The organism is Wenyingzhuangia fucanilytica (genome assembly GCF_001697185.1).
In the GTDB taxonomy this organism is placed as follows: Bacteria; Bacteroidota; Bacteroidia; order Flavobacteriales; family Flavobacteriaceae; genus Wenyingzhuangia; species Wenyingzhuangia fucanilytica.
Genome location: NZ_CP014224.1, coordinates 1 through 23,954 on the forward strand (window position 1 = coordinate 1; position 23,954 = coordinate 23,954).

At 31.2% G+C, this 23,954-nt stretch carries 24 protein-coding genes; 13 read left to right on the plus strand and 11 right to left on the minus strand.

All coding sequences use genetic code 11. The features are described from left to right. The first annotated feature begins 8 nt into the window (after positions 1-8). On the plus strand, positions 9-767 hold the full coding sequence (locus tag AXE80_RS00005; RefSeq protein ID WP_083194697.1) for a lysophospholipid acyltransferase family protein: 759 nt from the start codon (positions 9-11) through the stop codon (positions 765-767). On the opposite strand, the gene AXE80_RS00010 is transcribed toward AXE80_RS00005, so the two are convergent. Beyond that, complete coding sequence (locus AXE80_RS00010) at positions 764-1,537, minus strand: amidohydrolase (protein ID WP_068823877.1); 774 nt, start codon at positions 1,535-1,537, stop codon at positions 764-766. The genes AXE80_RS00005 and AXE80_RS00010 overlap by 4 nt on opposite strands. Beyond that, positions 1,522-2,664, minus strand: coding sequence for a methionine aminotransferase (locus AXE80_RS00015; RefSeq protein WP_068823878.1), 1,143 nt, complete (start codon positions 2,662-2,664; stop codon positions 1,522-1,524). Before AXE80_RS00015 ends, AXE80_RS00010 begins: the two co-directional genes overlap by 16 nt. A 118-nt stretch (positions 2,665-2,782) precedes the next feature. On the opposite strand from AXE80_RS00015, the gene AXE80_RS00020 reads away from it, so the two are divergent. Continuing rightward, entirely contained in the window at positions 2,783-3,778 is a 996-nt protein-coding gene (locus AXE80_RS00020; protein ID WP_068823879.1) for an NAD(P)H-dependent glycerol-3-phosphate dehydrogenase, read from the plus strand. 106 nt (positions 3,779-3,884) lie between these two features. On the opposite strand, the gene AXE80_RS00025 is transcribed toward AXE80_RS00020, so the two are convergent. The 4 genes from AXE80_RS00025 to AXE80_RS00040 all read right to left on the minus strand — a co-directional run bounded on the left by AXE80_RS00025 (position 3,885) and on the right by AXE80_RS00040 (position 6,420). Next, positions 3,885-4,286: a hypothetical protein gene (locus AXE80_RS00025; RefSeq protein WP_068823880.1), complete on the minus strand. Its 402-nt coding sequence runs from the start codon at positions 4,284-4,286 to the stop codon at positions 3,885-3,887. A gap of 68 nt (positions 4,287-4,354) precedes the next feature. Then, positions 4,355-5,374 (minus strand): phenylalanine--tRNA ligase subunit alpha, encoded by a 1,020-nt coding sequence (gene pheS / locus AXE80_RS00030; protein ID WP_068823881.1) that lies wholly within the window; start codon positions 5,372-5,374, stop codon positions 4,355-4,357. An 87-nt stretch (positions 5,375-5,461) separates the two neighbouring features. Beyond that, entirely contained in the window at positions 5,462-6,016 is a 555-nt protein-coding gene (locus tag AXE80_RS00035) for a YceI family protein (protein WP_068823882.1), read from the minus strand. Positions 6,017-6,018: 2 nt separating this feature from the next. Continuing rightward, on the minus strand, positions 6,019-6,420 hold the full coding sequence (locus AXE80_RS00040; protein ID WP_157359308.1) for a hypothetical protein: 402 nt from the start codon (positions 6,418-6,420) through the stop codon (positions 6,019-6,021). Positions 6,421-6,493: 73 nt separating this feature from the next. Between AXE80_RS00040 and AXE80_RS00045 the strand changes: the two genes are divergently transcribed. Next, entirely contained in the window at positions 6,494-7,369 is an 876-nt protein-coding gene (locus tag AXE80_RS00045) for a DUF5777 family beta-barrel protein (RefSeq protein ID WP_068823884.1), read from the plus strand. A gap of 20 nt (positions 7,370-7,389) precedes the next feature. Then, positions 7,390-8,733: an NADP-specific glutamate dehydrogenase gene (gdhA, locus tag AXE80_RS00050; protein WP_068823885.1), complete on the plus strand. Its 1,344-nt coding sequence runs from the start codon at positions 7,390-7,392 to the stop codon at positions 8,731-8,733. 40 nt (positions 8,734-8,773) lie between these two features. Here the strand turns inward: gdhA and AXE80_RS00055 are convergent, their stop codons facing one another. Next, on the minus strand, positions 8,774-10,240 hold the full coding sequence (locus tag AXE80_RS00055) for a sulfatase (protein WP_169816794.1): 1,467 nt from the start codon (positions 10,238-10,240) through the stop codon (positions 8,774-8,776). Positions 10,241-10,327: 87 nt separating this feature from the next. On the opposite strand from AXE80_RS00055, the gene dinB reads away from it, so the two are divergent. Further along, the gene (dinB, locus tag AXE80_RS00060; protein ID WP_083194394.1) at positions 10,328-11,419 is read left to right on the plus strand and encodes a DNA polymerase IV; all 1,092 of its coding nucleotides are present in this window, start codon (positions 10,328-10,330) and stop codon (positions 11,417-11,419) included. Beyond that, complete coding sequence (locus AXE80_RS00065; protein ID WP_068823887.1) at positions 11,416-11,865, plus strand: hypothetical protein; 450 nt, start codon at positions 11,416-11,418, stop codon at positions 11,863-11,865. Before dinB ends, AXE80_RS00065 begins: the two co-directional genes overlap by 4 nt. Positions 11,866-12,065: 200 nt before the next feature. Here the strand turns inward: AXE80_RS00065 and AXE80_RS00070 are convergent, their stop codons facing one another. Together AXE80_RS00070 and AXE80_RS00075 are read right to left on the minus strand one after the other, a co-directional pair. Beyond that, the gene (locus AXE80_RS00070; RefSeq protein ID WP_068823888.1) at positions 12,066-13,403 is read right to left on the minus strand and encodes a DEAD/DEAH box helicase; all 1,338 of its coding nucleotides are present in this window, start codon (positions 13,401-13,403) and stop codon (positions 12,066-12,068) included. Between the two features lie 66 nt (positions 13,404-13,469). Then, positions 13,470-14,126 carry a hypothetical protein gene (locus AXE80_RS00075; RefSeq protein ID WP_068823889.1) on the minus strand — a complete coding sequence of 219 codons (657 nt, stop codon included), beginning with the start codon at positions 14,124-14,126 and terminating at the stop codon, positions 13,470-13,472. Between the two features lie 138 nt (positions 14,127-14,264). On the opposite strand from AXE80_RS00075, the gene clpP reads away from it, so the two are divergent. Further along, positions 14,265-14,924: an ATP-dependent Clp endopeptidase proteolytic subunit ClpP gene (gene clpP / locus AXE80_RS00080; protein ID WP_068823890.1), complete on the plus strand. Its 660-nt coding sequence runs from the start codon at positions 14,265-14,267 to the stop codon at positions 14,922-14,924. A 91-nt stretch (positions 14,925-15,015) separates the two neighbouring features. Next, entirely contained in the window at positions 15,016-16,248 is a 1,233-nt protein-coding gene (gene clpX / locus AXE80_RS00085) for an ATP-dependent Clp protease ATP-binding subunit ClpX (RefSeq protein ID WP_068828551.1), read from the plus strand. A gap of 88 nt (positions 16,249-16,336) precedes the next feature. Here clpX and AXE80_RS00090 read toward each other — a convergent pair whose 3' ends face one another. Further along, positions 16,337-16,768 carry a VOC family protein gene (locus tag AXE80_RS00090; RefSeq protein WP_068823891.1) on the minus strand — a complete coding sequence of 144 codons (432 nt, stop codon included), beginning with the start codon at positions 16,766-16,768 and terminating at the stop codon, positions 16,337-16,339. 224 nt (positions 16,769-16,992) lie between these two features. Here AXE80_RS00090 and dnaG point away from each other — a divergent pair, with 224 nt between their 5' ends. The 5 genes from dnaG to AXE80_RS00115 all read left to right on the plus strand — a co-directional run bounded on the left by dnaG (position 16,993) and on the right by AXE80_RS00115 (position 23,232). Continuing rightward, entirely contained in the window at positions 16,993-19,077 is a 2,085-nt protein-coding gene (gene dnaG, locus AXE80_RS00095) for a DNA primase (RefSeq protein WP_068828552.1), read from the plus strand. A gap of 70 nt (positions 19,078-19,147) precedes the next feature. After that, positions 19,148-19,660, plus strand: coding sequence for a mechanosensitive ion channel domain-containing protein (locus AXE80_RS00100; protein ID WP_068823892.1), 513 nt, complete (start codon positions 19,148-19,150; stop codon positions 19,658-19,660). Positions 19,661-19,719: 59 nt separating this feature from the next. Further along, the gene (locus AXE80_RS00105) at positions 19,720-20,823 is read left to right on the plus strand and encodes a glycosyltransferase (RefSeq protein WP_083194397.1); all 1,104 of its coding nucleotides are present in this window, start codon (positions 19,720-19,722) and stop codon (positions 20,821-20,823) included. Beyond that, positions 20,820-22,118 (plus strand): polysaccharide deacetylase family protein, encoded by a 1,299-nt coding sequence (locus AXE80_RS00110; protein WP_068823894.1) that lies wholly within the window; start codon positions 20,820-20,822, stop codon positions 22,116-22,118. Before AXE80_RS00105 ends, AXE80_RS00110 begins: the two co-directional genes overlap by 4 nt. Positions 22,119-22,122: 4 nt before the next feature. Continuing rightward, positions 22,123-23,232 (plus strand): hypothetical protein, encoded by a 1,110-nt coding sequence (locus AXE80_RS00115; RefSeq protein WP_068823895.1) that lies wholly within the window; start codon positions 22,123-22,125, stop codon positions 23,230-23,232. Between the two features lies 1 nt (position 23,233). Here AXE80_RS00115 and AXE80_RS00120 read toward each other — a convergent pair whose 3' ends face one another. Beyond that, positions 23,234-23,914 (minus strand): cell division ATP-binding protein FtsE, encoded by a 681-nt coding sequence (locus AXE80_RS00120; RefSeq protein WP_068823896.1) that lies wholly within the window; start codon positions 23,912-23,914, stop codon positions 23,234-23,236. Positions 23,915-23,954: the final 40 nt, after the last annotated feature.

Sequence of the window (23,954 nt, forward strand, 5' to 3'; positions counted from 1 at the left end):
ACTTTTTGATGACTAAGCATAAAAAAATGCCTTTAGGTAAAAGCCTATTGGCATATCCTTTATCGGTATTATTTTATTTAGTTTACGGACTTTTATTGTGTGTTTTTCATCCAATACAGTGGGTATCACTAAAAGTAGGAGGATACAAGGCGCATAAAAAAACAGTAGATGTTTTAAACGGATTGTTAACTTTATCTTTATGTGTTTTAGGAACAAGAGTAAAGTTTATCAATAAGTATAAGTTTGATAATTCTGTTCCGCATATTATTGTTTCTAATCATCAAAGTACACACGAAATTTCTCCCTTAGGTTGGTTTTTTAGAAAGTTACATCCTAAATATGTAGCTAAAAAAGAATTAGGAAAAGGATTGCCAAGTGTTTCTTTCAATTTAAAATATGGAGGATCTGCCTTGATTGATAGAAAGGATGCTAGACAAGCTTTGTCTGAAATAGGAAAGTTTGCTAAATATTTAAAGGCAAATAAGCGTTCTGGAATTATTTTTCCAGAAGGGACAAGGAGTAGAGATGGACAACCTAAACGTTTTTCAGAAAATGGTTTAAAGATTTTAACCAAATTTGCTTCCAATGCAGTTGTGATTCCTGTAAGTATTAACAACTCATGGAAACTGTGGGAGTACGGACAATTTCCTATGAATATTGGGGTAAAAATGACCATCGAAACTCACGAGCCAATAGCTGCTGCAGATAAATCTTTTGAGGAATTGTTTGCTGAGGTTGAGCAAAAAGTAAAGAGTAAGATTAATTAATCTTTAAGTTTAAACTCATCTCTATCTCTTAAAAATCCAAACTTTTCTCTTACTTTATCTAAGTGATTTATTTTTATGTTGATTTGTTTAATGGTTTTAGAATCTTTTAAATCAATTAAAGTTTCTCCTAAAGGATCAATTACTTTAGAATCTCCTTGGTATTTAAGGTCGTTCCCATCTATACCAATTCTATTTACGGCTACTACATAACTCATATTTTCAATAGCTCTAGCAGTTAATAACTGATTCCAAGGAAAAGATCTTTTGGCTGGCCAATTGGCAACATATAAAGCCAAATCGTAATTATTAGTATTTCTAGACCAAACAGGAAAACGTAAGTCGTAGCATACAAAAGGTTTTATTTTCCAACCTTTATAGTTAATAGTGGTAGTTTTTTTTCCAGGAGTATAGGCTTCGTTTTCATTACCATATGAAAACAAATGTTTTTTATCGTAAGTAGCCTCTATACCGCTTGGGGTAACAAAGAAAAACCTATTGTAGTATTTGTTTTTTTCTTGAATGCTTAAAGAACCACAAATAGCACAGTTTAATTTTTTGGCAGTTTTTAACATCCATAACACAGAAAGTCCATCCATGGTTTCTGCTACTTTAGAAGGTTCTAAACAAAAACCAGTTGAAAACATTTCGGGCAAAACAATTAAATCTGTTTTGATGTCGTTTAACTGTTTGTCTAAGTTTGCAAGGTTTTCTAGGTTGTTCATCCAAATAATATCGGTTTGAACAAGGGTGATATTTAATGAATCTGACATAATATTTCTGTAGCTTTTTTTATAGTTTCGTCTGTTTTAGCAAAACAAAAACGCAATACTTTCTCATCTAACTGATTGGTGTTAAAAACGGAAATAGGAATGGTAGCAATTCTAAATTCTTTTACCAGTCTTTTCGCAAAATCAACATCGTTTTCTTGAGTAATAGTATCATATTTTAACAATTGAAAATAAGTTCCTTTAGTAGGAGTAAAGGTAAATTTACTGTTTTTTATTCCATCTAAAAATAAATTTCTCTTGTCTTGATAAAATTGATTTAAATAATTGTAGTTATTCTCATCTTGAATATAAGTGGCAAATGCTTTTTGATAAGGGGTATTGATGCTAAAAACATTAAACTCATGAACTTTAATAAATTCATCCATTAAATGTTTTGGAGCAGCAGTATAGCCTATTTTCCAACCTGTGTTATGAAAAGTTTTTCCAAATGATGCAATCACAAAACTATGCTCTTTTAAGGTTGGGTATTTACAAGCACTTTCGTGAAGTAAACCATCATAGGTCATGTGTTCGTATACCTCATCGCTTAAAACAATAATATTGGTGTTTTTAATAAGGTTTTGCAAAGCAAGCATGTCGTTATTGGTAAACAAAGTACCCGTTGGGTTTAGTGGAGTGTTTACTATCATCATTTTTGTTTTGGAATTTATTTTGCTTGCTACTTCATCCCAATTTATTTTGTAATCTGGGTAGTTAAGCTGAATAAAAACAGGAACGCCTCCATTGAGTTCCACCACAGGTTCATAACTATCAAAAGCGGGCTTAAAAATAATTACCTCATCGTTTTGATGAACAAAAGCTGTAATGGCATTAAACAAAGCTTCGGTAGCACCAGCAGTAATGGTAATTTCGGTTAAAGGATTGTATTGGGTTTGATGGCTTTTGTAAATTTTATGAGCAATCACCTCTCTAAGTTCTAGGTCACCACGCATAGGAGCATATTGGTTGTGACCATTTTGCATGGCCTCTGTAACCAATTGTTGTAATTTTTCCGAAGTTTTAAAATTTGGAAACCCCTGTGATAAATTAATAGCATCGTATTGATTTGCCAAAGCAGACATGGTAGAAAAAATACTTTCGGAAAGCTTAGGTAATTTAGAGATTTGCATAGTTATATTTAGTTTTGGATATGATAAAAATAAGGATTGATTTGTGATTTATATTCAATAAGCCTTTTAAATCCATAGATAAATCTTACTTTTGGAGGTAGTAAAATGATACGTTTTAATGAAGAAAGATACAAAAGTTGTAGTTTTAGGAGGTGGTAGTTGGGCAACCGCTATTGTTAAAATGTTGTGCGAAAAGGTAGATCAAATAGGTTGGTATATGCGTAATAATACTGCTATTGAGTATATTAAAGAGCATAATCATAACCCCAATTATTTAACTTCGGTAGAATTTAAAGTAGATCAACTTTATTTATCAGATGATATTAATGAGCTAGTTGACTATGCTGAGATCATTATTTTCGCTATACCATCTGCTTTTTTAAGTGCAGAACTTTCAAAATTAACAGTTTCGTTAAAAGATAAAACGGTATTTTCGGCAATTAAAGGAATTGTTCCTGAAACAGGCTTAATTGTAGGAGAGCATTTAAATGAAATGTATGAGATTCCTTTTGAAAATATTGGAGTTATCACAGGGCCTTGTCATGCAGAAGAAGTTGCTTTAGAGCGATTGTCTTATTTAACTATTGCTTGTCAAGATGAGGCTAAAGCAAAATGTTTGGCTGATTGTTTAACCTCTGATTATATTTTCTGTAAAACTTCTGATGATATTATTGGAACGGAATATGCAGCCATGTTAAAAAATATTTATGCTATTGCAGCAGGAATTGCACATGGTTTAGGCTATGGTGATAATTACCAAGCGGTGTTGATGTCTAATGCGGTAAGGGAAATGAAGCGATACATTAAAAAGGTTCATAAAATGAAACGTAACATTAATGATTCTGCTTATTTAGGAGATTTGTTGGTAACGGGATATTCTACTTTTAGTAGAAACAGAATGTTTGGAACCATGATTGGTAAGGGATATACTGTAAAATCTGCCATGATGGAAATGAAAATGGTTGCCGAAGGGTATTATGCTGTAAAATCTGCTTATGAAATTAATCAGGTAAATGGAGCAAGAACACCTATTATTGATACGGTATATAGTATTGTTTACGAAGGTAAAAGCCCTAGGAAACACTTTAAAATATTGTCTGAGAATTTAGATTAATATTTGAGGTGTTGAATTGCTTAATTGCTGAAAGGTTTAATCGATTTATAAAAAGGTTGATTGTTTTATCGTTTAAGCGACTTAACGAATTCTACAAATAAACTTTTTAACGAGCTATAATCCCTTCTTTATTTAATTGTTTAATCATTCTTAAAGCACCTTCTTTAATAGTGTTTTTTTCAAACACATATTTTTTATCATACATGGTGTTGCCAATAAAAAAAGTAGTGTTAAAAAAGTTGGTCAACTTAAATAAATCTGGTTGTACTAGTTCTACTTTAGCAAAAGATTTAGCTGGTAATTTCTGAATGGTTTTACGCATTACAGAAGTTTCAATCATTTTGTCCTCATCATATCCCTTAGAAACAATAATAGCCATTTCTACATCTTGACTTCTATCGTTTATTAAATACGCATTCCAATCTTCGCATTGAAATTCTTCATTGTATTCCTTTACAATGGCCATAAAAACGTCTTTAACTTCAGGTATTTTAATGTCTTTTTTCATGATATAAGAAAAGGGATAAAGTAAAAAGTTGTAAAGTTTTAGCTTTACAACTTTTTAGAAATCATTTTTTAGTTGATAGATTTAAATTGCTCTAAGAAACGAACATCGTTTTCGTAAAACATTCTAATATCTGGAATTTGATATAACAACATTGCAATACGTTCTATACCCATTCCAAAAGCGTATCCACTATATTTTGTAGGATCAATATTGGCATTTTTTAATACGTTAGGGTCTACCATTCCGCATCCCATAATTTCTAGCCAACCTGTACCTTTGGTAATTTTATAATCTGTTTCTGTTTCTAGTCCCCAATAAATATCAACCTCGGCACTTGGCTCTGTAAATGGGAAGTAAGAAGGGCGTAAACGTATTTTAGATTTTCCAAACATCTCTTGAGTAAAATATAAAAGCGTTTGTTTTAAATCGGCAAAAGATACGTCTGTATCAATATACAAACCTTCTACTTGATGGAAAATACAGTGAGCACGAGCAGAAATATCTTCGTTTCTAAAAACCCTACCAGGAGATAAAGTTCTAATAGGTGGCTCATTATTTTCCATATATCTTGTTTGTACAGATGAAGTATGTGTACGTAATAAAATATCTGGATTTTGCTCAATAAAGAACGTGTCTTGCATATCTCTTGCAGGATGATATTCTGGTAAGTTTAAGGCAGTAAAGTTGTGCCAATCATCTTCAATTTCTGGACCTTCAGAAACAGTAAAACCGATTCTAGAAAACACATCAATAATCTGATTTTTTACAATAGATATTGGATGACGAGAACCTAGGTTTAAAGGCTCGGCAGGTCTAGTTAAGTCGTTTAAACTACTTGTATTTAAACTTGCTTCTTCAAGATTTGCTCTTAATTCGTTTACTTTTCCTTCGGCAGCATTTTTAAAAGTATTTAATGCTTGTCCAAATTCTTTTTTCTGATCGTTAGCTACATTTTTAAATTCAGCAAAAAGGTCATTTAAAATTCCTTTTTTACCCATGTATTTAATTCTAAATGCTTCAAGCTCCTCTTTAGTAGTTGCCTTAAAATCATTTACTTCACCAATCAGTTCTTTAACTTTATCTAACATAATTGTTATTCAGAAATTAGATTGCAAATTTAACAAACTATTTGGAGTATTTCTGTATTTGTAAAGACTTTTACAAAGTTGTAAAAACTATTGTAATTCTTTTAATTCAGCAGTTAAGTTTACGTTCACTTCTTCGGCAATTTTATAGAACATAATACTGGGGATTTTTATGTCAAAATCCTTGATTTGTAGGTTAAAATTACTTTTTATGTTATAAGTGTTATTTAGTTTTAGAACTGATATAGGGATGGTTTTTGTTAAACTTACTCCGTGTATTTTAAATTCCCCTTTAAGATTTAAAGTTTGCTCTTTAGAAAAATCAGTATTTATAAAGTTGTCTATCTTTCCAGAAAAACTAGCTTTTGGATATTGATCACTCTCAATATAATTTTCATTAAAATGTTCTTGCATTAATTTGTTTGGAAATTCAAAATTTGTCATATCCATCAAACAAGCTATTTCACCAGTACTGTCTTTTAAAATTAATTTGGCTTTTATATTTTCGGCTTTAATAGGTTCAATATTTCCCTTAGCAGCATCAAATTTAATGATGGCGTTTTCGGTTTTATAAATGCCTTGTTGACCATAAAAAGGGATTGTACCAAGTAAAAATATCGATATATATAAAAGTATTTTTTTCATCATCATTCTAATTTTCCATCTGTAATCCATTGATCAAATTTTGCTAAATCACTACTGCTTAATTTTGTACCGCTTTGTGGCATAAAACCACTAGATCCTTGAGTACGATTAATCCTGTTTTGTATGGTGCTAGCGTTGTTTTTAGCGTTGTTATAAATGGTGTAGTTTGTTTGACCTCCACCAGAAAGGTGGCAGTTATTACAGTTGTTATTGATTATGGGTAAAATATCACTTGTAAACGTAATTTTATTTTCTCCATCTCCATTGTTCTCACCGTCTCCATTATTATCGTTTGGTGTTTCGTTGTTATTTGGTGTTTCGCTAATGTCAGATTCGCTATCGTTAGAACAGCTCATAAATGATAATGCTGAAAAAGTAATGAGTAATAATAATATTTTTTTCATGTTTTAATGGTTTTGAGTTTAAGATTTAGTAGTTTAATACTAGCTTAAATTACAAATAATTAAATTCATAATTATGAATAAGTTCTTCTTTATATTTTTTTGTGTTTTATTTCAGGTATCATTATTTGCTCAAAACAGCTTGTTAGATCAATTGAGTAGTACTGATAATGCTGAAAAGACAAAAGTAACTTCCACTTTTAAAAGTTATAAATTGGTCAATTTTGAGACACCAAAATTGGTTCCAAAACAGCATTTAAATTTTATTGTAGCACATAGATTTGGAACAATAAAAAATGGAATTGATGATTTGTTTGGTCTAGATATTGCTTCTACTAGGTTGCAATTTGTTTATGGGTTAACAGATAAAATTAATCTAAGCTTTTCTAGAAGTAAATTTAAAAGAACTTATGATTTTGGATTAAAATACAATATTACCAATCAAGAAAAAGGAGGTTTTCCTTTTACATTAGCGGGGCATCATTTATTGGGGATAAATACTTTATATACAAAGGAATTATATCCAAGTTTAGAGTTTTCAAATAGATTAAGAAGTACTCATCAATTAATTGTTGCTACAAAAATTAATGACAGACTTTCTCTTGAATTAATTCCAACTATTTTACACGATGGTGTGGTAAGTCAAGACAATCAAGATAACTTGCAATACGCATTAGGTTTTGGAGGAAGATATTTGTTTACCAAAAGAATGGGGATTATTGCAGATTATGGATTGCATTTAAATAGAGCAGACAATAGTCCGTTTAATAATGTATTTTCTTTAGGGTTTGAAATTGAAACTGGAGGTCATGTGTTTCAATTGCATTTTAGTAACGCTCAAGCAATGTATGAAAATGCGTTTATTACCGAAGCAACAGGAGATTGGTTAAGGAGAGATGTTTTCTTTGGATTTAATATTAACAGGATTTTTGATTTAAAGTCTAAAAAATAGAAATAACTAGATAAAAAAATATGGATAAAAGAGTTAAAGAATTTATGGATCAAGTAAAGATTCGTAATGCACATGAGCCTGAGTTTTTACAAGCAGTACAAGAAGTTGCAGAAACAGTGGTTCCTTATATATGTGAAAATGAAATTTATTTTGGGAAAAATATTTTATTAAGAATGGTAGAACCAGAAAGGTTGATTTCTTTTAGGGTTTGTTGGGTAGATGATGATGGAGAAGTTCAAATAAATAGAGGTTACAGAGTTCAAATGAATTCTGCCATTGGGCCGTATAAAGGAGGGTTGAGGTTTCATCCAACGGTAAATCAAAGTGTGTTAAAGTTTTTGGCTTTTGAGCAAGTGTTTAAAAACTCGTTAACAACCTTGCCAATGGGCGGAGGTAAAGGAGGTTCTGACTTTGATCCAAAAGGAAAATCAGATGATGAAATTATGCGTTTTTGCCATGCGTTTATGTCAGAACTTTTTAGACATATTGGTCACGATACAGATGTGCCTGCTGGTGATATAGGAGTTGGCGCTCGTGAAGTTGGATATTTGTTCGGAATGTACAAAAAACTAAGAAATGAATTTACAGGTGTGTTAACAGGTAAAGGTTTGTCTTGGGGAGGTTCGCAAATTAGACCCGAAGCAACAGGGTATGGAGCTGTATATTTTGCAGACTCTATGTTAAAAACAAAAAAAGACAGTATTCAAGGTAAAACTATTTTAATTTCTGGGTCTGGAAACGTGGCAGAATATGCAGCAGAAAAGTGTATTCAGCTAGGAGGTAAAGTGGTAACCATGTCCGATTCATCTGGATATATTTATGATAAAGATGGGATTACTCAAGAAAAGTTAAATTATATCAAAGATTTAAAAAATGTAAAGAGAGGGAGGATTTCTGAATATGTAAAAGTATATCCATCTGCAGTATTTCATGAAGGAAGAACCCCTTGGGCAGAAAAATGTGATATGGCTTTTCCTTGCGCTACACAAAATGAGTTACATGAAGTAGATGCTAAAATGTTGATTAATAATGGATGTATTTGTGTAACAGAAGGAGCAAATATGCCTTCTACCATAGAGGCGATAGAAGTGTTTCATAAAGCAAAAATTTTGTTTGCTCCAGGTAAGGCTTCTAATGCAGGGGGGGTAGCAACTTCTGGTTTAGAAATGACTCAAAATGCTTTGCGTTACAAATGGACACGTACCGAGGTTGATGAAAAATTGAAAGAAATTATGAGAGATATTCATGCTTCTTGTGAACAATATGGGGCTGAATCTGATGGTTTTGTAAATTATGTTAAAGGAGCCAATATTGCTGGTTTTGTAAAAGTGGCCGATGCCATGCTCGCTCAAGGAGTGATATAAAAATTAAAATCCCCTTTGTAAAAATGCAAAGGGGATTTTTTTATTGAATGTTATCAGAAAATTCAGTTCTTAATATTTGATGTAATTTATCAACAACCGCTTTGTATTCTGGTTCTTCGGAAACATTTACGTTTTCTTCTTTATCTATTTGATGATCGTATAACATTCGGGTGATTTCTTTACCAGTTTCCAAATTGATAAATTCTGTGTAGGCGTAATCAGGAGTTTTGATGGTGTAACCATTGTGATTTTTCATCATGATAAAATCTTTTCCTTTTAAAGATTTGTCCTGTAAAATAGGAACTAAACTTTTTCCTTCTAGTTGGTTGTTAGGAGTTTGTAAATTACACAAATCAGCTAGTGTAGGATAAACATCAACCAATTCTATCAAAGCATTTGTAGTTCCTGCTTTTTGATTTGGTACATGAATCATTAAAGGAACTCTTGTTGATGTATCATAACTGGTAAACTTTGCCCATTGGGTGTGTTCTTCTAAATTATATCCATGGTCTGCAACTAAAATAACTATGGTGTTTTTGTCTAAACCAGTGTTTTTTAATTCTTCTAAAATTTTACCGATTAAAGCATCTACATAACTAACGGTAGCATAGTATCCATGGATTAACTCTTTGGCTTTTTTACTTGTTACAGGTCCTTTTTTAGGGATGTCTGTATAAGCTCTCATTTCTCCCCATTTACTAATAGAGGTTTTAGGAGCGTTTTTAGGAATGTAGTTGTTTTCTGGCTGATGAATATTTTCTGGATTATATTTTTCCCATTGCTCTAACGGCGCATTAAAAGGTAAATGATTGCTAATAAAACCTGCCGTTAGGAAAAAGGGTTTGTTGCTATTTTTTAATCTTTTAAGATCTCTAATAACTTTGTTAGTCATTACCCCATCAATATAAACAGAATCATTTACTGGGGCTTTTTCATATGCAGGACCATTATCAGTTTCTGCATAGGCTTTTATGTTTTTTGGCAACTTATAATCTTTCCATAATGCTTGCCAATACTTGGTTGGAACTAGACTGGTATCTATATCTTTTTCTGTGTAATTTTTAGCAAAAGCATAAGGTCTATAAATTTCATCCCAATCATTAGTACGATCATCTACATGATGGTAAATTTTCCCGTTAGAAATGGTGGTATAACCATTTTGTTTAAAAAGTAATGGTAAGGTTGTGGTGTTTGGTTGTTCTTCTTGAATAAAGGTAAAAGGGTTTTTAAAGTAATTTTTTGCAGGCCTCATTCCTGTCATCATACTAGCTCTTGATGCTCCACAAACGGCAACATTACAATAAGCATTGTTAAATACTACACTGTTTTTTGCTAAAAGATCTATGTTTGGAGATTGAATTTGATTGGCACCATAACATCCTAATTCGGGACGTAAGTCATCCATATACAACAAAAGTACGTTGGGTTTTGATTGTTGTTGAGCTTTTTTATTACAAGATGTGTTTAAGGCAATGATTAAAACAAGAATCGAAAATAATTTTAACATTTTCATGGGGTATAAAAATTAAAGTTGGTTATTTTGGGGTGATATGTAAATGTACAATTTTCTTCAAACTATTTATTTGAATATTATTTGGAAGCCCAAGAAAAAAATAATCGTAAAATTATCCATGTAGATATGGATGCTTTTTTTGCTTCGGTAGCTCAGTTAGATACTCCTGAATTGCAAGGAAAAGCGATTGCGGTTGGGGGTGATGGTAGACGAGGAGTAATTGCTGCGGCAAGTTATGAGGCTAGAAAATTTGGTGTAAAATCTGCCATGGCAGGTTCGTTAGCTAAAAAAATGTGTCCGCATTTGATTTTTGTTCGCCCTGATTTTGCTCGTTATAAAGAGGTTTCTAGTCAAATAAGAAAAATATTTTATGAGTATACAGATTTGGTTGAGCCCTTGTCTTTAGACGAAGCTTATTTGGATGTAACCATCAACAAAAAAAATATGCAATCGGCTACAATGATTGCGGAAGAAATTAGACAAGAAATTTTTAAAAGAACGGGTTTGTATGCTTCGGCAGGAATTGCTCCTAATAAATTTGTGGCAAAAATTGCTTCGGATATTAATAAGCCAAACGGACAAAAAACCATTACACCAAACGAGGTGATTCCTTTTTTAGAAACCTTGCAGATTAGAAAGTTTTATGGAGTAGGAAAAGTAACTACTCAAAAAATGTATCAATTAGGAATTTTTACTGGAGCCGATTTAAAGAGTAAAAGTTTGGCTTTTTTAGAGCAGCATTTTAAAAGTTCTGCCCAACATTATTACAATATTGTTAGGGGGATTCACAATAGTCCTGTAAGGCCTTCAAGAACTAGAAAATCGGTTGGAGCAGAACACACTTATTTAGAGAACTTAACCTCAGAAGTTTTTATTTTAGAAAAGTTAGAGGTGTTGGCTAATGAAATAGAAAACAGATTGTTAAAAAGTAATGTAAAAGCAAGAACGGTTACTTTAAAGATAAAATATAGTGATTTTAATCAGACTACTAGAAGCAAAACTTTAGAGGAATTTATCCATTTAAAAACGGATATATTTTCTTTGGTGAAAGAACTTTTGTACCAAGATGAATTAAAAGAATCGGTAAGATTGTTAGGGATTTCTATGAGTAATTTAAATAACGAAGAGCCTAAAACAGTTAAACAATACATTCAATTAAAATTAGACTTATGAAAGTGAATAAAGAGGAATTGTTAACTAAGTGTATTCAGATTATTGATGAAAAACTAGAGAATATTCAGCAAGCTATTAATGGTTATCAGCAAGATTTAAATTCTGAAACTAAAAGTTCTGCTGGGGATAAACACGAAACAGGAAGGGCGATGTTGCAGTTAGAAATGGAGAAATTAGGACAACAATACCAGACTGTATTGTCTCAAAAAGATATTTTAAGAAAAATAGATGTTTCTTATAAAGAAAAAGTACAGTTAGGGAGCTTGGTTTTAGCTAATGGCTTCTACTATTTTCTTGCATCTAGTGTGGGACAAGTTAAGTTTAATAATAAAATAATTATGGTAGTTTCTGTAAATTCCCCAATTGGTCAAATTCTGTTAGGAAAACAACAGGAAGATGTTTTTGCATTTAATGGAAAGCAATTTAAAATAGAAGAAATTAAGTAGTGATAACTTCATATCGACTCCGTTCGATGATCACATGTTGACTAGGCTTGATAATTGAAACTTAATTTGGTTTCGAGACCTACTTTTTATAAACAGTTAAACGCATCAACAAATAAACTTTGTTAAAATGTAATTGTTGATTGTAGAATTTCTAAATTCCATTAACCATTAACCATTAACCATTAACCATTAACCATTGCCTACTTCTTAGGTCTTCTACGTTGAGGTTTTTTATATTTTTTGGCAATTTCTCTTCTGTAGCTACCACCAAGATTTACTTTCTTGTTTTTTTCTTTTTTCTCGTGGAAAGCAGGTCCTGGAGCAAAATCTTTAGAACCTAATTTTTGATAAGGAGTAATATCTTCAATTTCAACTTCTTCTTCTAGTAGCTTACTTTCAATAAAAATTTCGTCAGGCAATTCGTATTTCGGAATTTCATAATCCATTAAAGCTTCAATTTCCTCAACTTTTTCATTGTCCTTTTCTGTGATGAATGATAAGGCAAAACCTTCGTTGGCAGCACGTCCTGTTCTTCCTATACGATGCATGTAAGCCTCTGGCTCTTTTGGTAAATCAAAATTAATTACATGGGTTACATCAGGAATATCCATTCCTCTAGATAAAACATCTGTAGTAATTAAAACTCTGTGTTTTCCTTCTTTAAAATTTTCAACAGAACGTAAACGATAGTTTTGTGTTTTGTTAGAGTGAATTAAAGCAAAAGAATCTTCTGGGTATTCTGCCATTCCTTGAATTTCGTTAAAAACCAAGTCGGCTAAATATTTATGTTTGATGAAAACCAACACACGTGTCATGTCTTCATCATCTTGTAATAAATGGTTTAATAAATTTATTTTGGTATAAAAGTTTGGCACTAGAAAAGCCATCTGTTCTATATTTTCTAAACGAGTTCCAGATGCTGCAGATTCAACATTTATAGGATTGTTAAAAAACTCTTCAATCAATTCAGATACTTCATCTGTCATGGTTGCAGAAAATAAAATAGCTTGTTTCTTTTTAGGAACCAAATCAATAATATCAATTAATTGTAGTCTAAAACCAAGATTAAAAATTTCATCAACTTCATCAATCACAAGTTTTTGAATGAATTTAAGTTTTAAGGCTCCAATCATTCCTAAGTCAATTACACGTCTAGGTGTAGATACTAAAATATCTAAACCATTGTGAATCATTTCTTTTTGTTTGTTGATGTTGGCTCCACCGTAAATTCCACCATAACGAATATTAATATATGGTGTTAATTTGTCTAAAGCTTCTATTACCTGAACTACCAATTCACGAGTAGGCACTACAATTAAAACCCTAGGATGCTTTTGTTCTGAATACGGTAACATACGCAAAATAGGCATTAGGTAAGCAAAAGTTTTACCTGTTCCTGTTTGTGCAATACCAACAACATCTCTACCAGACATAATACAAGGGAAAGCATCCTCTTGAATTTTTGTAGGTTCGGTATATCCTAAATCGCTAATAGCGTTGCGAAGTTGGTTGTTAAGGTTTAAATTTTCAAAAGACATAATTCCTAGTTTTCTAGCTGCAAAGATAGGCAAACGAGAATAAGGAAACTGTTTTAAAAGCAGAGGTTATTTTTCCTTCTTCCAGTTCTTGTTTAATTCGTCTTGTAGCTTACGACTTACTTCTTGAAAACGTTTTAAAGAATTCTTTTTGTGTTTGTCAAACTCAATTTCTAATTCCTCTAAATCTTTAACCGCTTTGTTGGTAATTCCTAAGTTTTGTTTGTATTTAAAAATAAAGAATCCTAGTAAAACAAATAAGGTAAAATAGGTAACAGCAATTACTGTAGAAAAAACAGATTTGCTAGAAGGAACTCCTAAAATAGATCTACTTTCTTTAAGGGAAATAGCTTTCTCTAGTTTTTGTTGTGTATCGGTTAACTTTTCTTGTAGTGATGCTATTTGTTGTTTGTCATCACTAATAGAACTGTTTTTTTCTGCAATGATATTTTTTTGAGATTGTATAGAATCTAAAACACTACTTTTTAAAGTGTTGTATAAAGAAATACTAATCACTTTGTATTCTTGATAAGTAGTAGATTTTTTATATAAATAATCAAATTGATGGTCTATATCTTGTTTTGCCTCAAAAGGATTTTCAAGTTTATTAGACTTTTGCTGAGGAGGATTTGTTTGTGTGATTTTGTTAATAATCTCACTCTTAAACTCTTTGGCAAAGCTTGTTGTGAATGTAAATAATAAAAAAAGTGCTATAATATGTTTCATAAAAAAATTATTCAAATGCTAATGTAACGCTAAAGTACTAAAATCATTGTTTATAATAAATAAGTATGGATTTTCCCAACTATTTAATTCAACTTTACTTTAGTATATTTACCTTTGTAACCCTTAAGAAAAGAACATATGGATTTCGGAAAAGAATTTGAAAAATACGCTACTAAGCACCACGGTATTAGTAGTACGCATTACGATAAAATAGTGAGTTCAGTAACGCCATATATTATGGAAGAACGTCAGTTAAACATCACACAAATGGATGTTTTCTCTCGTTTAATGATGGATAGAATTATTTTTTTAGGAACAGGAATTAACGATCAGGTAGCTAATATCATTCAAGCACAATTGTTGTTTTTAGAATCTGTAGATGCCACAAAAGATATTTCAATTTACATTAACTCTCCAGGAGGAGGTGTTTATGCAGGTTTAGGTATTTATGATACTATGCAATTTATCAAGCCAGATGTAGCAACTATTTGTACAGGTATGGCTGCAAGTATGGGAGCAGTGTTGATGTGTGCAGGAGCAGAAGGAAAACGTTCTGCATTGCCTCATTCTCGTGTTATGATTCACCAACCATTAGGAGGTGCGCAAGGACAAGCTACGGATATGGAAATTACTGTAAGAGAAATTAACAAATTAAAGCAAGAGTTATATACTATTATTTCTAATCACTCAGGTCAACCTTTTGAAAAAGTTTCTCAAGATTCTGACAGAGATTATTGGATGAAAGCCGAAGAAGCTAAAGCTTACGGTATGGTAGATGAAATTCTTACAAGAAAATAAATTGGTTATTCGTTTTTAGGAGTTGGTTGTTGGTGAAATAATTAAAACCTATCAACCAAAAACTACAAACCATTACCAAAAATTAGGAAAGATGTCAAAAGAAGGAATGGAGTGCTCATTTTGTGGGCGTAAGAAGGAAGAAACAAACTTGTTAATTGCAGGAGTGGATGCACACATTTGTGATAGTTGTGTCTCTCAAGCTTATGGAATATTATCAGAAGAAATAGAAGAGGAATCTACTAGTAAAAATTCTGATTTAGTGGTAAAAAAGCCAAGAGAAATTAAAGAGTTCTTAGATCAATACATTATTGGACAAGATCAAACTAAAAAGACCATGGCAGTGGCGGTTTATAACCACTACAAAAGATTAACACAGCCAGATACTTCAAGTGAAGAGGTAGAAATAGAAAAAAGTAACATGGTTTTGGTAGGTGATACCGGAACAGGAAAAACATTAATTGCAAAAACCATTGCAAAAATGTTAAATGTACCTTTTTCTATTGTAGATGCTACAGTGTTAACGCAGGCAGGATATGTAGGGGAAGATGTTGAAAGTATTTTAAGTAGATTGCTACAAGCTGCAGATTACGATGTAGAAAGTGCAGAACGTGGAATTGTATTTATTGATGAAATTGATAAAATTGCTCGTAAAGGAGATAATCCATCAATTACACGTGATGTTTCTGGTGAAGGAGTACAGCAAGCCTTGTTAAAATTATTAGAAGGAACAGTGGTAAACGTTGCTCCTAAAGGAGGGCGTAAACATCCAGATCAAAAATTTATAGAGGTTAACACTAAAAATATTCTATTTATTGCAGGAGGAGCTTTTGCAGGAATCCAACGTAATATTAGTAAACGTTTAAATAGACAAGCTGTTGGTTTTGGAGCTTCTTTAAGCGAAGATAGAGTGGATGATAAAAACTTATTACAGTACATTATTCCAACGGATTTAAAAAACTTTGGATTGATTCCTGAAATCATTGGTCGTTTACCAGTGTTGAGTTATATGAATCCTTTAGATGCTACAGCTTTACGCGCTATTTTAACCGAGCCTAAAAACTCATTAATTAAGCAATACACCAAATTATTCCAAATGGATGGTATTGAGTTTACGGTTGATGAAGAGGCTTTAAACTATATTGTAGAAAAAGCAATTGAGTATAAACTTGGAGCCAGAGGATTAAGATCTTTATGCGAGGCTATTTTTACAGATGCCATGTTTGATATGCCAAGTACTGATGAAACTTCTTTTGAAGTTACTAGAGCATATGCAGAAAGTAAATTAAGTAGTACCATGTTAAAGCAATTAAAACAAGCTTCGTAATTAAAATTATGGAGTGTGAATTTTATAAAAAGAGCCTGATAAATATTATTTTATCAGGCTTTTTAGTTTAATCTTAAAAAGATGAGTGTTATTCTTTTAAAGCAAAATTCACCATCCAATTGATTCCAAATTTATCAGTAAACATTCCAAAATAATCTCCCCAAAAAGTATCATCCATCGGCATGGTTATTTGTCCTCCAACAGATAGGTTTTTAAATAGTTTGTCTGCTTCTTCTTTACTATCAGTGTGAATTGATATAGAAAAATTATTTCCTTGTATAAAAGGAGGAGCCCAATCGCCTTCAATAGTATCACTACCCATTAAAAGGGTGTTTCCAATGGACAAGCCAATGTGCATAATTTTGTTTTTGTAAGATTCTGGTACTTCAAATCCACCACCTTCGGGCATTTCGCTAAATCTTCCAACATAGTTGAATTCTCCGCCAAATATGGATTTGTAAAAATTAAAAGCTTCTTCACAATTTCCGTTAAAATTTAAATACGTGTTTACTGTTGCCATTTTATAAGGTTTTAAGTTTATGAAATCTCTCTATTATATTTTGTAAGTACTTGACTAAAGAATAAAAATAAGTTTTTTATTGACAAATGCAATTGGTTTTGTGAGGTTTAGTTGATTGATTTTTAGGCTTTTTAAGCTCGGTAGTAATGCTATCAAATCATCATGTTTTGTTTTTTGTGTATGATGGAATTCTATACCTATATTTGTATAAAAATGAAAGTAAATTGATTTCAAGAGAAACCATAGATCGTGTTTTTGAAACTGCTCGTGTAGAGGAGGTGATTGGTGAGTTTGTAACCTTAAAAAAATCTGGAAGTAGTTTTAAGGGTTTATCTCCCTTTGTAGATGAAAAATCACCGTCTTTTATGGTCTCTCCTGTAAAAGGAATTTGGAAAGATTTTAGTACAGGTAAAGGAGGAAATGCTATTTCTTTTTTAATGGAACACGAGCATTATTCTTATCCAGAAGCCATTCGTTATTTAGCCAATAAGTACAATATTGTTATAGAAGAAACCGAACAGTCTGACGAGCAAAAAGAAGCGGCAGATGAACGTGAAAGTATGTACTTGGTTTCTAAATATGCACAAGATTACTTTCATAAAACCATGCTCAATACCCAAAAAGGAAAGGCTATTGGGTTAAGTTATTTTAAAGAACGTGGTTTTACCCAAGAAATGATAGAAACTTTTCAGCTTGGGTATTGTTTAGATGAGTGGACAGCTTTTACAGATTCCGCTTTAAAAGATGGCTACGACCTACAATATTTAGAAAGTACAGGAGTCACCATTGTAAAAGAAGGAGGAAAACAGTTTGATCGTTTTAAAGGTCGTGTGATGTTTCCAATTCACAGTATGAGTGGTCGTGTGCTAGGTTTTGGAGGTAGAATTTTAACCAACGATAAAAAAGCAGCTAAATATTTAAATTCTCCAGAGAGTGAAATTTACCATAAGAGTAAAATCTTATATGGAATTTATCAGGCTAAAAAAACAATATCAAAAGAAGATAATTGTTATTTGGTAGAAGGGTATACTGATGTAATTTCTATGTATCAAAGTGGAATTACCAATGTGGTTGCCTCGTCTGGAACGGCATTAACTCCAGATCAAATTCGTTTGGTAAAAAGGTTAACCCCTAATATGACAGTTTTGTTTGATGGGGATGCTGCAGGTTTAAGAGCTTCTGTTCGTGGTATTGATTTAATTCTAGAGCAAGGAATGAATGTAAAGGTGGTTACTTTCCCTGATGGAGATGACCCAGATTCTTTTGCCAAGAAAAAAACAACAGCAGAATTAAAAGAATATTTAGAAAGTAATCAGCAAGATTTCATCAGTTTTAAAGTTTCTTTATTGATGGAAGAAGCTCAGAACGATCCTATTAAAAAAGCAGGATTGATTAGAGATATTGTAATGAGTATTTCTAAAATTCCAGATAGCATTAAACAAGAAGTTTATATCCAGGAATGTTCCAGAATGATGGATATTTCTGAAACAGTTTTGTTTAATGAACTAGCGCAAATGCTTGATAAAAAAGCTAGAGAGGTTGAAAGAAAACCTGCTTCTGCTCCAAGAATGAGAGTTGCTTCTTCATCAAACAAAGAAAAAACAGCGCAACAATCTCAATCAGGAAATGATATGCCTGATGATGCTGCTTTTAATGAAATGATGATGGCGCAAGAGGGGCAAAAACCTACATCATCAAACAAAAATATAAGCAATCAGCCAGCTACGCCTAAGGGTATTAATACTTTAGATTTATATGAGCGAGAAATCATTCAGATTTTATTGTTGTATGGAAATCACGAAGTAAATTTTATCGATTGGGTTGAAGATCATGATAAGCATGGTAAAGTTATCATGGTTAAAGAAGAATATACCAATACCGTTGCTCATGAATTGTATTTGCAGTTGCAAGATGATGAAATTGAATTTACCAATCCTTTGTTTTTAAGAATTTATAAAGAGATTAGTTATCAAATTAATCAAGAAGAAAAATTAGCTGTAGAGCGTTTAACGAGTCATGAAGATTCAGAAATTGCCAGTGAGGTTACTAATATTTTAATGGATGATGAGCGATATGTGCTAAGTGATTGGGCATCAAAAGAAATTGAAGTAGCCCAAAAAACAGATGTGTTGCAAAAATTGGTTCAAGATGCTATTTTAAACTTAAGAAGGGTTTTAATTGAGCTAAAAGTAAAAGAGCTAATGCAAGATGTTGCTGATGAAGAAAATAGAATTGAAGCTTTACAGGAAGTAATGAACTACACTCAGTTAAAGGCTTTATTGTTTGATAAATTGCACAGAGTGTTATAGTTTTCTACAAATGTAGATTATGAATCTTTCTTTTTTGATATATCTTTATACTTGTAAAAAAAATTAAATAATGAATCCTCAATTTATATTTAAAGAAGAGATATTATTAAGTATTGTAGCCATTGTTTTAATGATGGTTGTTATCTTTTTTGTTAAAAATGCTATAAAAAAATTCAGCTTTGTAAAAGCGATAGATGCCAATAGACGAAAAATTATTATTGTTTTAAGTTTTACGGTTATTTATATTGTTTTTGGCGCTATTTTAGCCGCAGTTTGGGGAGTAGATTTTAACAAACTTTCTATATTTATTTCATCTATATTAGCTGTTTTAGGAGTTGCTTTTGTTGCCCAATGGTCATTATTATCTAACTTAACAGCTAGTGTTATTTTGTTTTTTAATCATCCCGTAAGAATAGGGAGTAGAATTAGAATTTTAGATAAAGATTTTGACTTAACAGGTGAAGTAAAAGATATTACAGGGTTTTATTTTTTTATTGAAACCGATAAAGGTGAAATGATTACATTTCCCAATTCTTTAATTATGCAAAAAGGCATTGAAATTTTAGGAAATAAAAAGGAATAGCTTTGGGCTTTAAAACAAGTGCTTGTCTATTTTTTAGTATATTTCGCTAAAATATTTTCTTGAAAACAATAGTTGTTTCTGTTACCAATGATTTAGTGATTGATCAACGTGTACATAAAGTTTGTACTACGTTGAAAGAGATGGGTTTTAATATTCATTTAATAGGTAGAAAATTAAAAAATAGTTTGCCTATTCATAGAGATTATAAAACCACTAGAATTAAACTTTTATTTAACAAAGGTCCTTTGTTTTATGCAGAGTACAATTTTAGATTATTTTGGTTATTGCTCTTTACTAAAAAAGATGTCTTTTTATCTAATGATTTAGATACTTTATTGTCTAATTTTTTAGCCTCTAAAATTTGCAACAAACCTATTGTTTATGATAGCCATGAATTATATACAGAGGTACCAGAATTAATTCATAGACCAACAGTTCAAAAAATTTGGTTAGGCATAGAATCCTTTATTTTTCCTAAGTTAAAAGATGTTTTTGTCGTAAGTAATTCAATTGCTAATTACTATGCTAAAAAATACAATATAAAAGTAAATGTTCTTAAGAATGTTCCTTGTTTAGGAGTTGAAAATATTGAGAAACCACCTAATGATATTTTAAGATTTGTTAAAGGAAAACAAGCTGTTATTTATCAAGGAGCTGTTAATATTGGTAGAGGAATTAACTTGATGATTGATGCTGTTTTGTTATTAGAAAACACAGTATTGTGTATTGTCGGAGATGGAGATATTTCCGATGAAATTATTAATAGAGTAGAAAGAGAGGGGCTAAAAGATAAAATTTTTTTTTATGGAAAGGTTCCGTCTGAAATCTTAAAAAAAATAACACCTGTTTTTAATTTAGGGTTTTCCTTGGAAGAGGATCTTGGGTTAAATTATAGATATGCGTTGCCAAATAAAATTTTTGATTATGTTAATGCAGAGATTCCATGTTTAGTATCTAATTTGCCTGAAATGAAATGGGTTGTAGAAGAGTATAAAATAGGTGAAGTAATAAATGATAGAAGTGCAGATAAAATAGCTATAATTATTAAAGAAATTTTAAATAAAAAAGAGAGTTACTTGTTGTCTATAAAAAAAGCTAAAATTGATTTAAATTGGGAAAAAGAGTCAGAAGTTATCAAACAGGTTTATAGCAAGTTTTTATGATTATCATTTATTCAGACATTCTTTCATATAGGCTAGTATACACTTTAAATGTAATGTTTAAATATGTGTGTGGAATAGATTATCAACTGACAAATAATCTTGAAGATTTTAAAAAATCCATCAACCCAAAAATAAATTACTCAACTCAAAGCTGCGATGATTCTTTGCAGATTATTCCCTCAAACTTATTGTTTGAAAAAGAAATTAAAGAACAAGAGATCCAAGTAGATTGGATTGATGAAATTCCTTTTTTCTTTAAAACCAATGGAGATTTATCACATGATATTTTTGCTGCTACTTTTTATATGGTGTCTAGGTACGAAGAGTATTTATCTTTTAAGCCAGATATTCACGAACGTTTTCCTGCGGAAAATAGCTTAGCATTTAAAAACGATTTTTTAAAAAAGCCAGTGGTTAATTTGTGGGTCATAGTATTGCAAAATAAACTGACCAAGTTGTTTCCAAAAATTGTTTTCCCTGTAAAAAACACAAACTTTATCAATACATTAGATATTGATGTAGCTTACTCCTATAAATCAAAAGGATTGGTTAGGTTTTGGGGAGGTTTTGCCAAAGCCATTTTTAGTAGAAATAAAGAAGAAATAAAACAGAGAAAGACTTTTTTAATGTCCCAAAAAGATCCTTTTGATGCTTATGATTTTATTTCGGATTGTTCTAAGAATATTAAAACCCATTACTTCTTTTTATTAGGGAATAGAGGAGCATATGACACCAATATTCATCATGCTAAAAAGGGATTAAAAAAATTGATCTTAAGATTGGCTAGAGAGCACGAAGTAGGAATACATCCCTCTTATCAGTCAAATAAAAATTCTGACTTACTCCCAGTTGAAATAAAAAGATTAGAGAAAGTTTTAGAAAAAAAAGTAACAATAAGCAGACAGCATTTTTTAAAAATGAGTTTTCCATCTACTTATGAGTCTTTAATCAATCAAGGAATTACTAATGATTATACCTTGGGGTTTGCTTCTCAAGTTGGGTTTAGGGCTGGTATTTGCAATGTGTATCCGTTTTATAATTTACATAGAGAGCAGCAAAGACCACTTTGGCTAGTGCCCTTTCAGGTAATGGATGGAACCTTAAATCAGTACTTAGAACTTGAACCGGAGCAAGCAATTAAAGAGGTAAAAGATTTAATTGTTGAGGTAAAAAAAGTAAATGGTTTGTTTGTTTCTCTTTGGCATAATTCTTCACTATCCGAAACAGGAATATGGAAAAACTGGCAAAAGGTTTACAAAGAAGTAGTAGGTTTGATGAAAAATTCTGAGCTTTAAGATTATGAGTAAAAGAATTCATATAGTTTCCTTTGATGTTCCTTATCCACCAAATTATGGTGGGGTTGTAGATGTTTTTTATAAGTTAAAAGCTCTAAAAGAATTAGGGGTGAAAATTGTTTTACACACGTTTGAATATGGAAGAGGGGAGCAAAAAGAGTTAAATAAATACTGTGATGAGGTTTACTACTATAAAAGAAAAGTTTCTTTTAAATTACAGTTTTCAATACTTCCTTTTATTGTAAAAACTAGAGAAAATGCACTTTTAAAAAAACGTTTATTGGCAGCTAATTCTGCCATACTCTTTGAGGGGTTACACACCACGTTTTTATTAAAAGACAAAGCTTTTAAGAACCTGAAAAAAATAGTTAGACTTCATAATATTGAACATCATTATTATAATGGTTTGGCTAAAAGTGAAACCAAATTATGGAAGAAATTATTTTTTAAAATAGAAGCTTTAAGACTAAGAAAATATCAAGCTGTTTTAAAAAATGCAGAACATTTGTTTAGTATTTCTTTAGCAGAACAAAAATACTTTTCGAATGTTTTTAGGACTAAATCTACTTATCTTCCTGTTTTTTCAGATTTAAATTTTAAGGATTTACTTCCGCAAGAAAACTATGTTTTATGGCATGGTGATTTAAGGGTGAGCGATAACATAAAATCTGCTTTGTTTGCAATAGATGTTGTAAAAAATACTCAATATAAACTTATTATAGCAAGTAGTTTTTTGCCAGAAATTATAAAACAGCAATGTAAAGATCATCACAATATAGTGATAGATACTTTAGAGAAAGAGAATGTTTTAGAGGAGTTGCTGCTTAAGGCAAAAGTAAATTTATTGTTTACTTATCAGGCCACAGGAATCAAGCTTAAATTACTAAATGCACTGGCTAAAAGTAGATTTGTAATAGTTAATGATTTAATGATTGATGGATCTGGTTTGTCTGATTTATGTGTAGTAGCAAATTCAAAACAAGAAGTTTTACATCAAATCAATCAACTGATGAATCTTTCGTTTACAGAAAATGATAGAGAAATGAGAAAAGAATTAATGCAACCTTTTGATGTAAAAGTCAATGCCCAAAAAATAGTAGATTTATTGGATTAATCTACTGTTGATGCACAACCTCAAAAACTTCTCCATTTTCCACTTTAAAAGTACGTTGTGGGTACTTTAAAATTAAAGAATAATCATGAGTGGCCATTAAAATAGTTTTTCCGCTTTTATGAATTTCGTTTAATAAAGCCATCACTTCCATAGAAGTTTTAGGGTCTAAATTTCCTGTAGGTTCATCGGCAATAATTAATTCAGGATCATTTAGCAATGCTCTGGCAATGGCAATTCTTTGCTGTTCTCCACCAGAAAGTTGAAAAGGCATTTTGTAACCTTTGTCTTGTAAACCTACTTTGGTTAAAACTTCGTTTATTTTGCTTTGCATTTCATCTTTGTTTTTCCAACCAGTGGCTTTTAAAACAAATAATAAATTTTCGTTAATGGTTCTATCGTTAAGCAATTTAAAATCTTGAAAAACAATTCCAATCTTACGTCTTAAAAACGGAATTTGTTTTTCTTTTAAACTAGGTAAATCATAATCTACAACTTCACCAACACCATCAATAAGAGGTAAATCACCATAAAGTATTTTTAACAAACTACTTTTTCCGCTTCCTGTTTTTCCAATCAAGTAAAAGAATTCTCCTTTGTTAATTTCAAAGTCTAAATTCTTAAGAATTAAAATATTGTCTTGAAAAATATTGGCGTTTTTTAAATATAAAACAGGTTGAGACATGTGATGATTGTTTTATACAAACATATTTAAAAATTGGGGA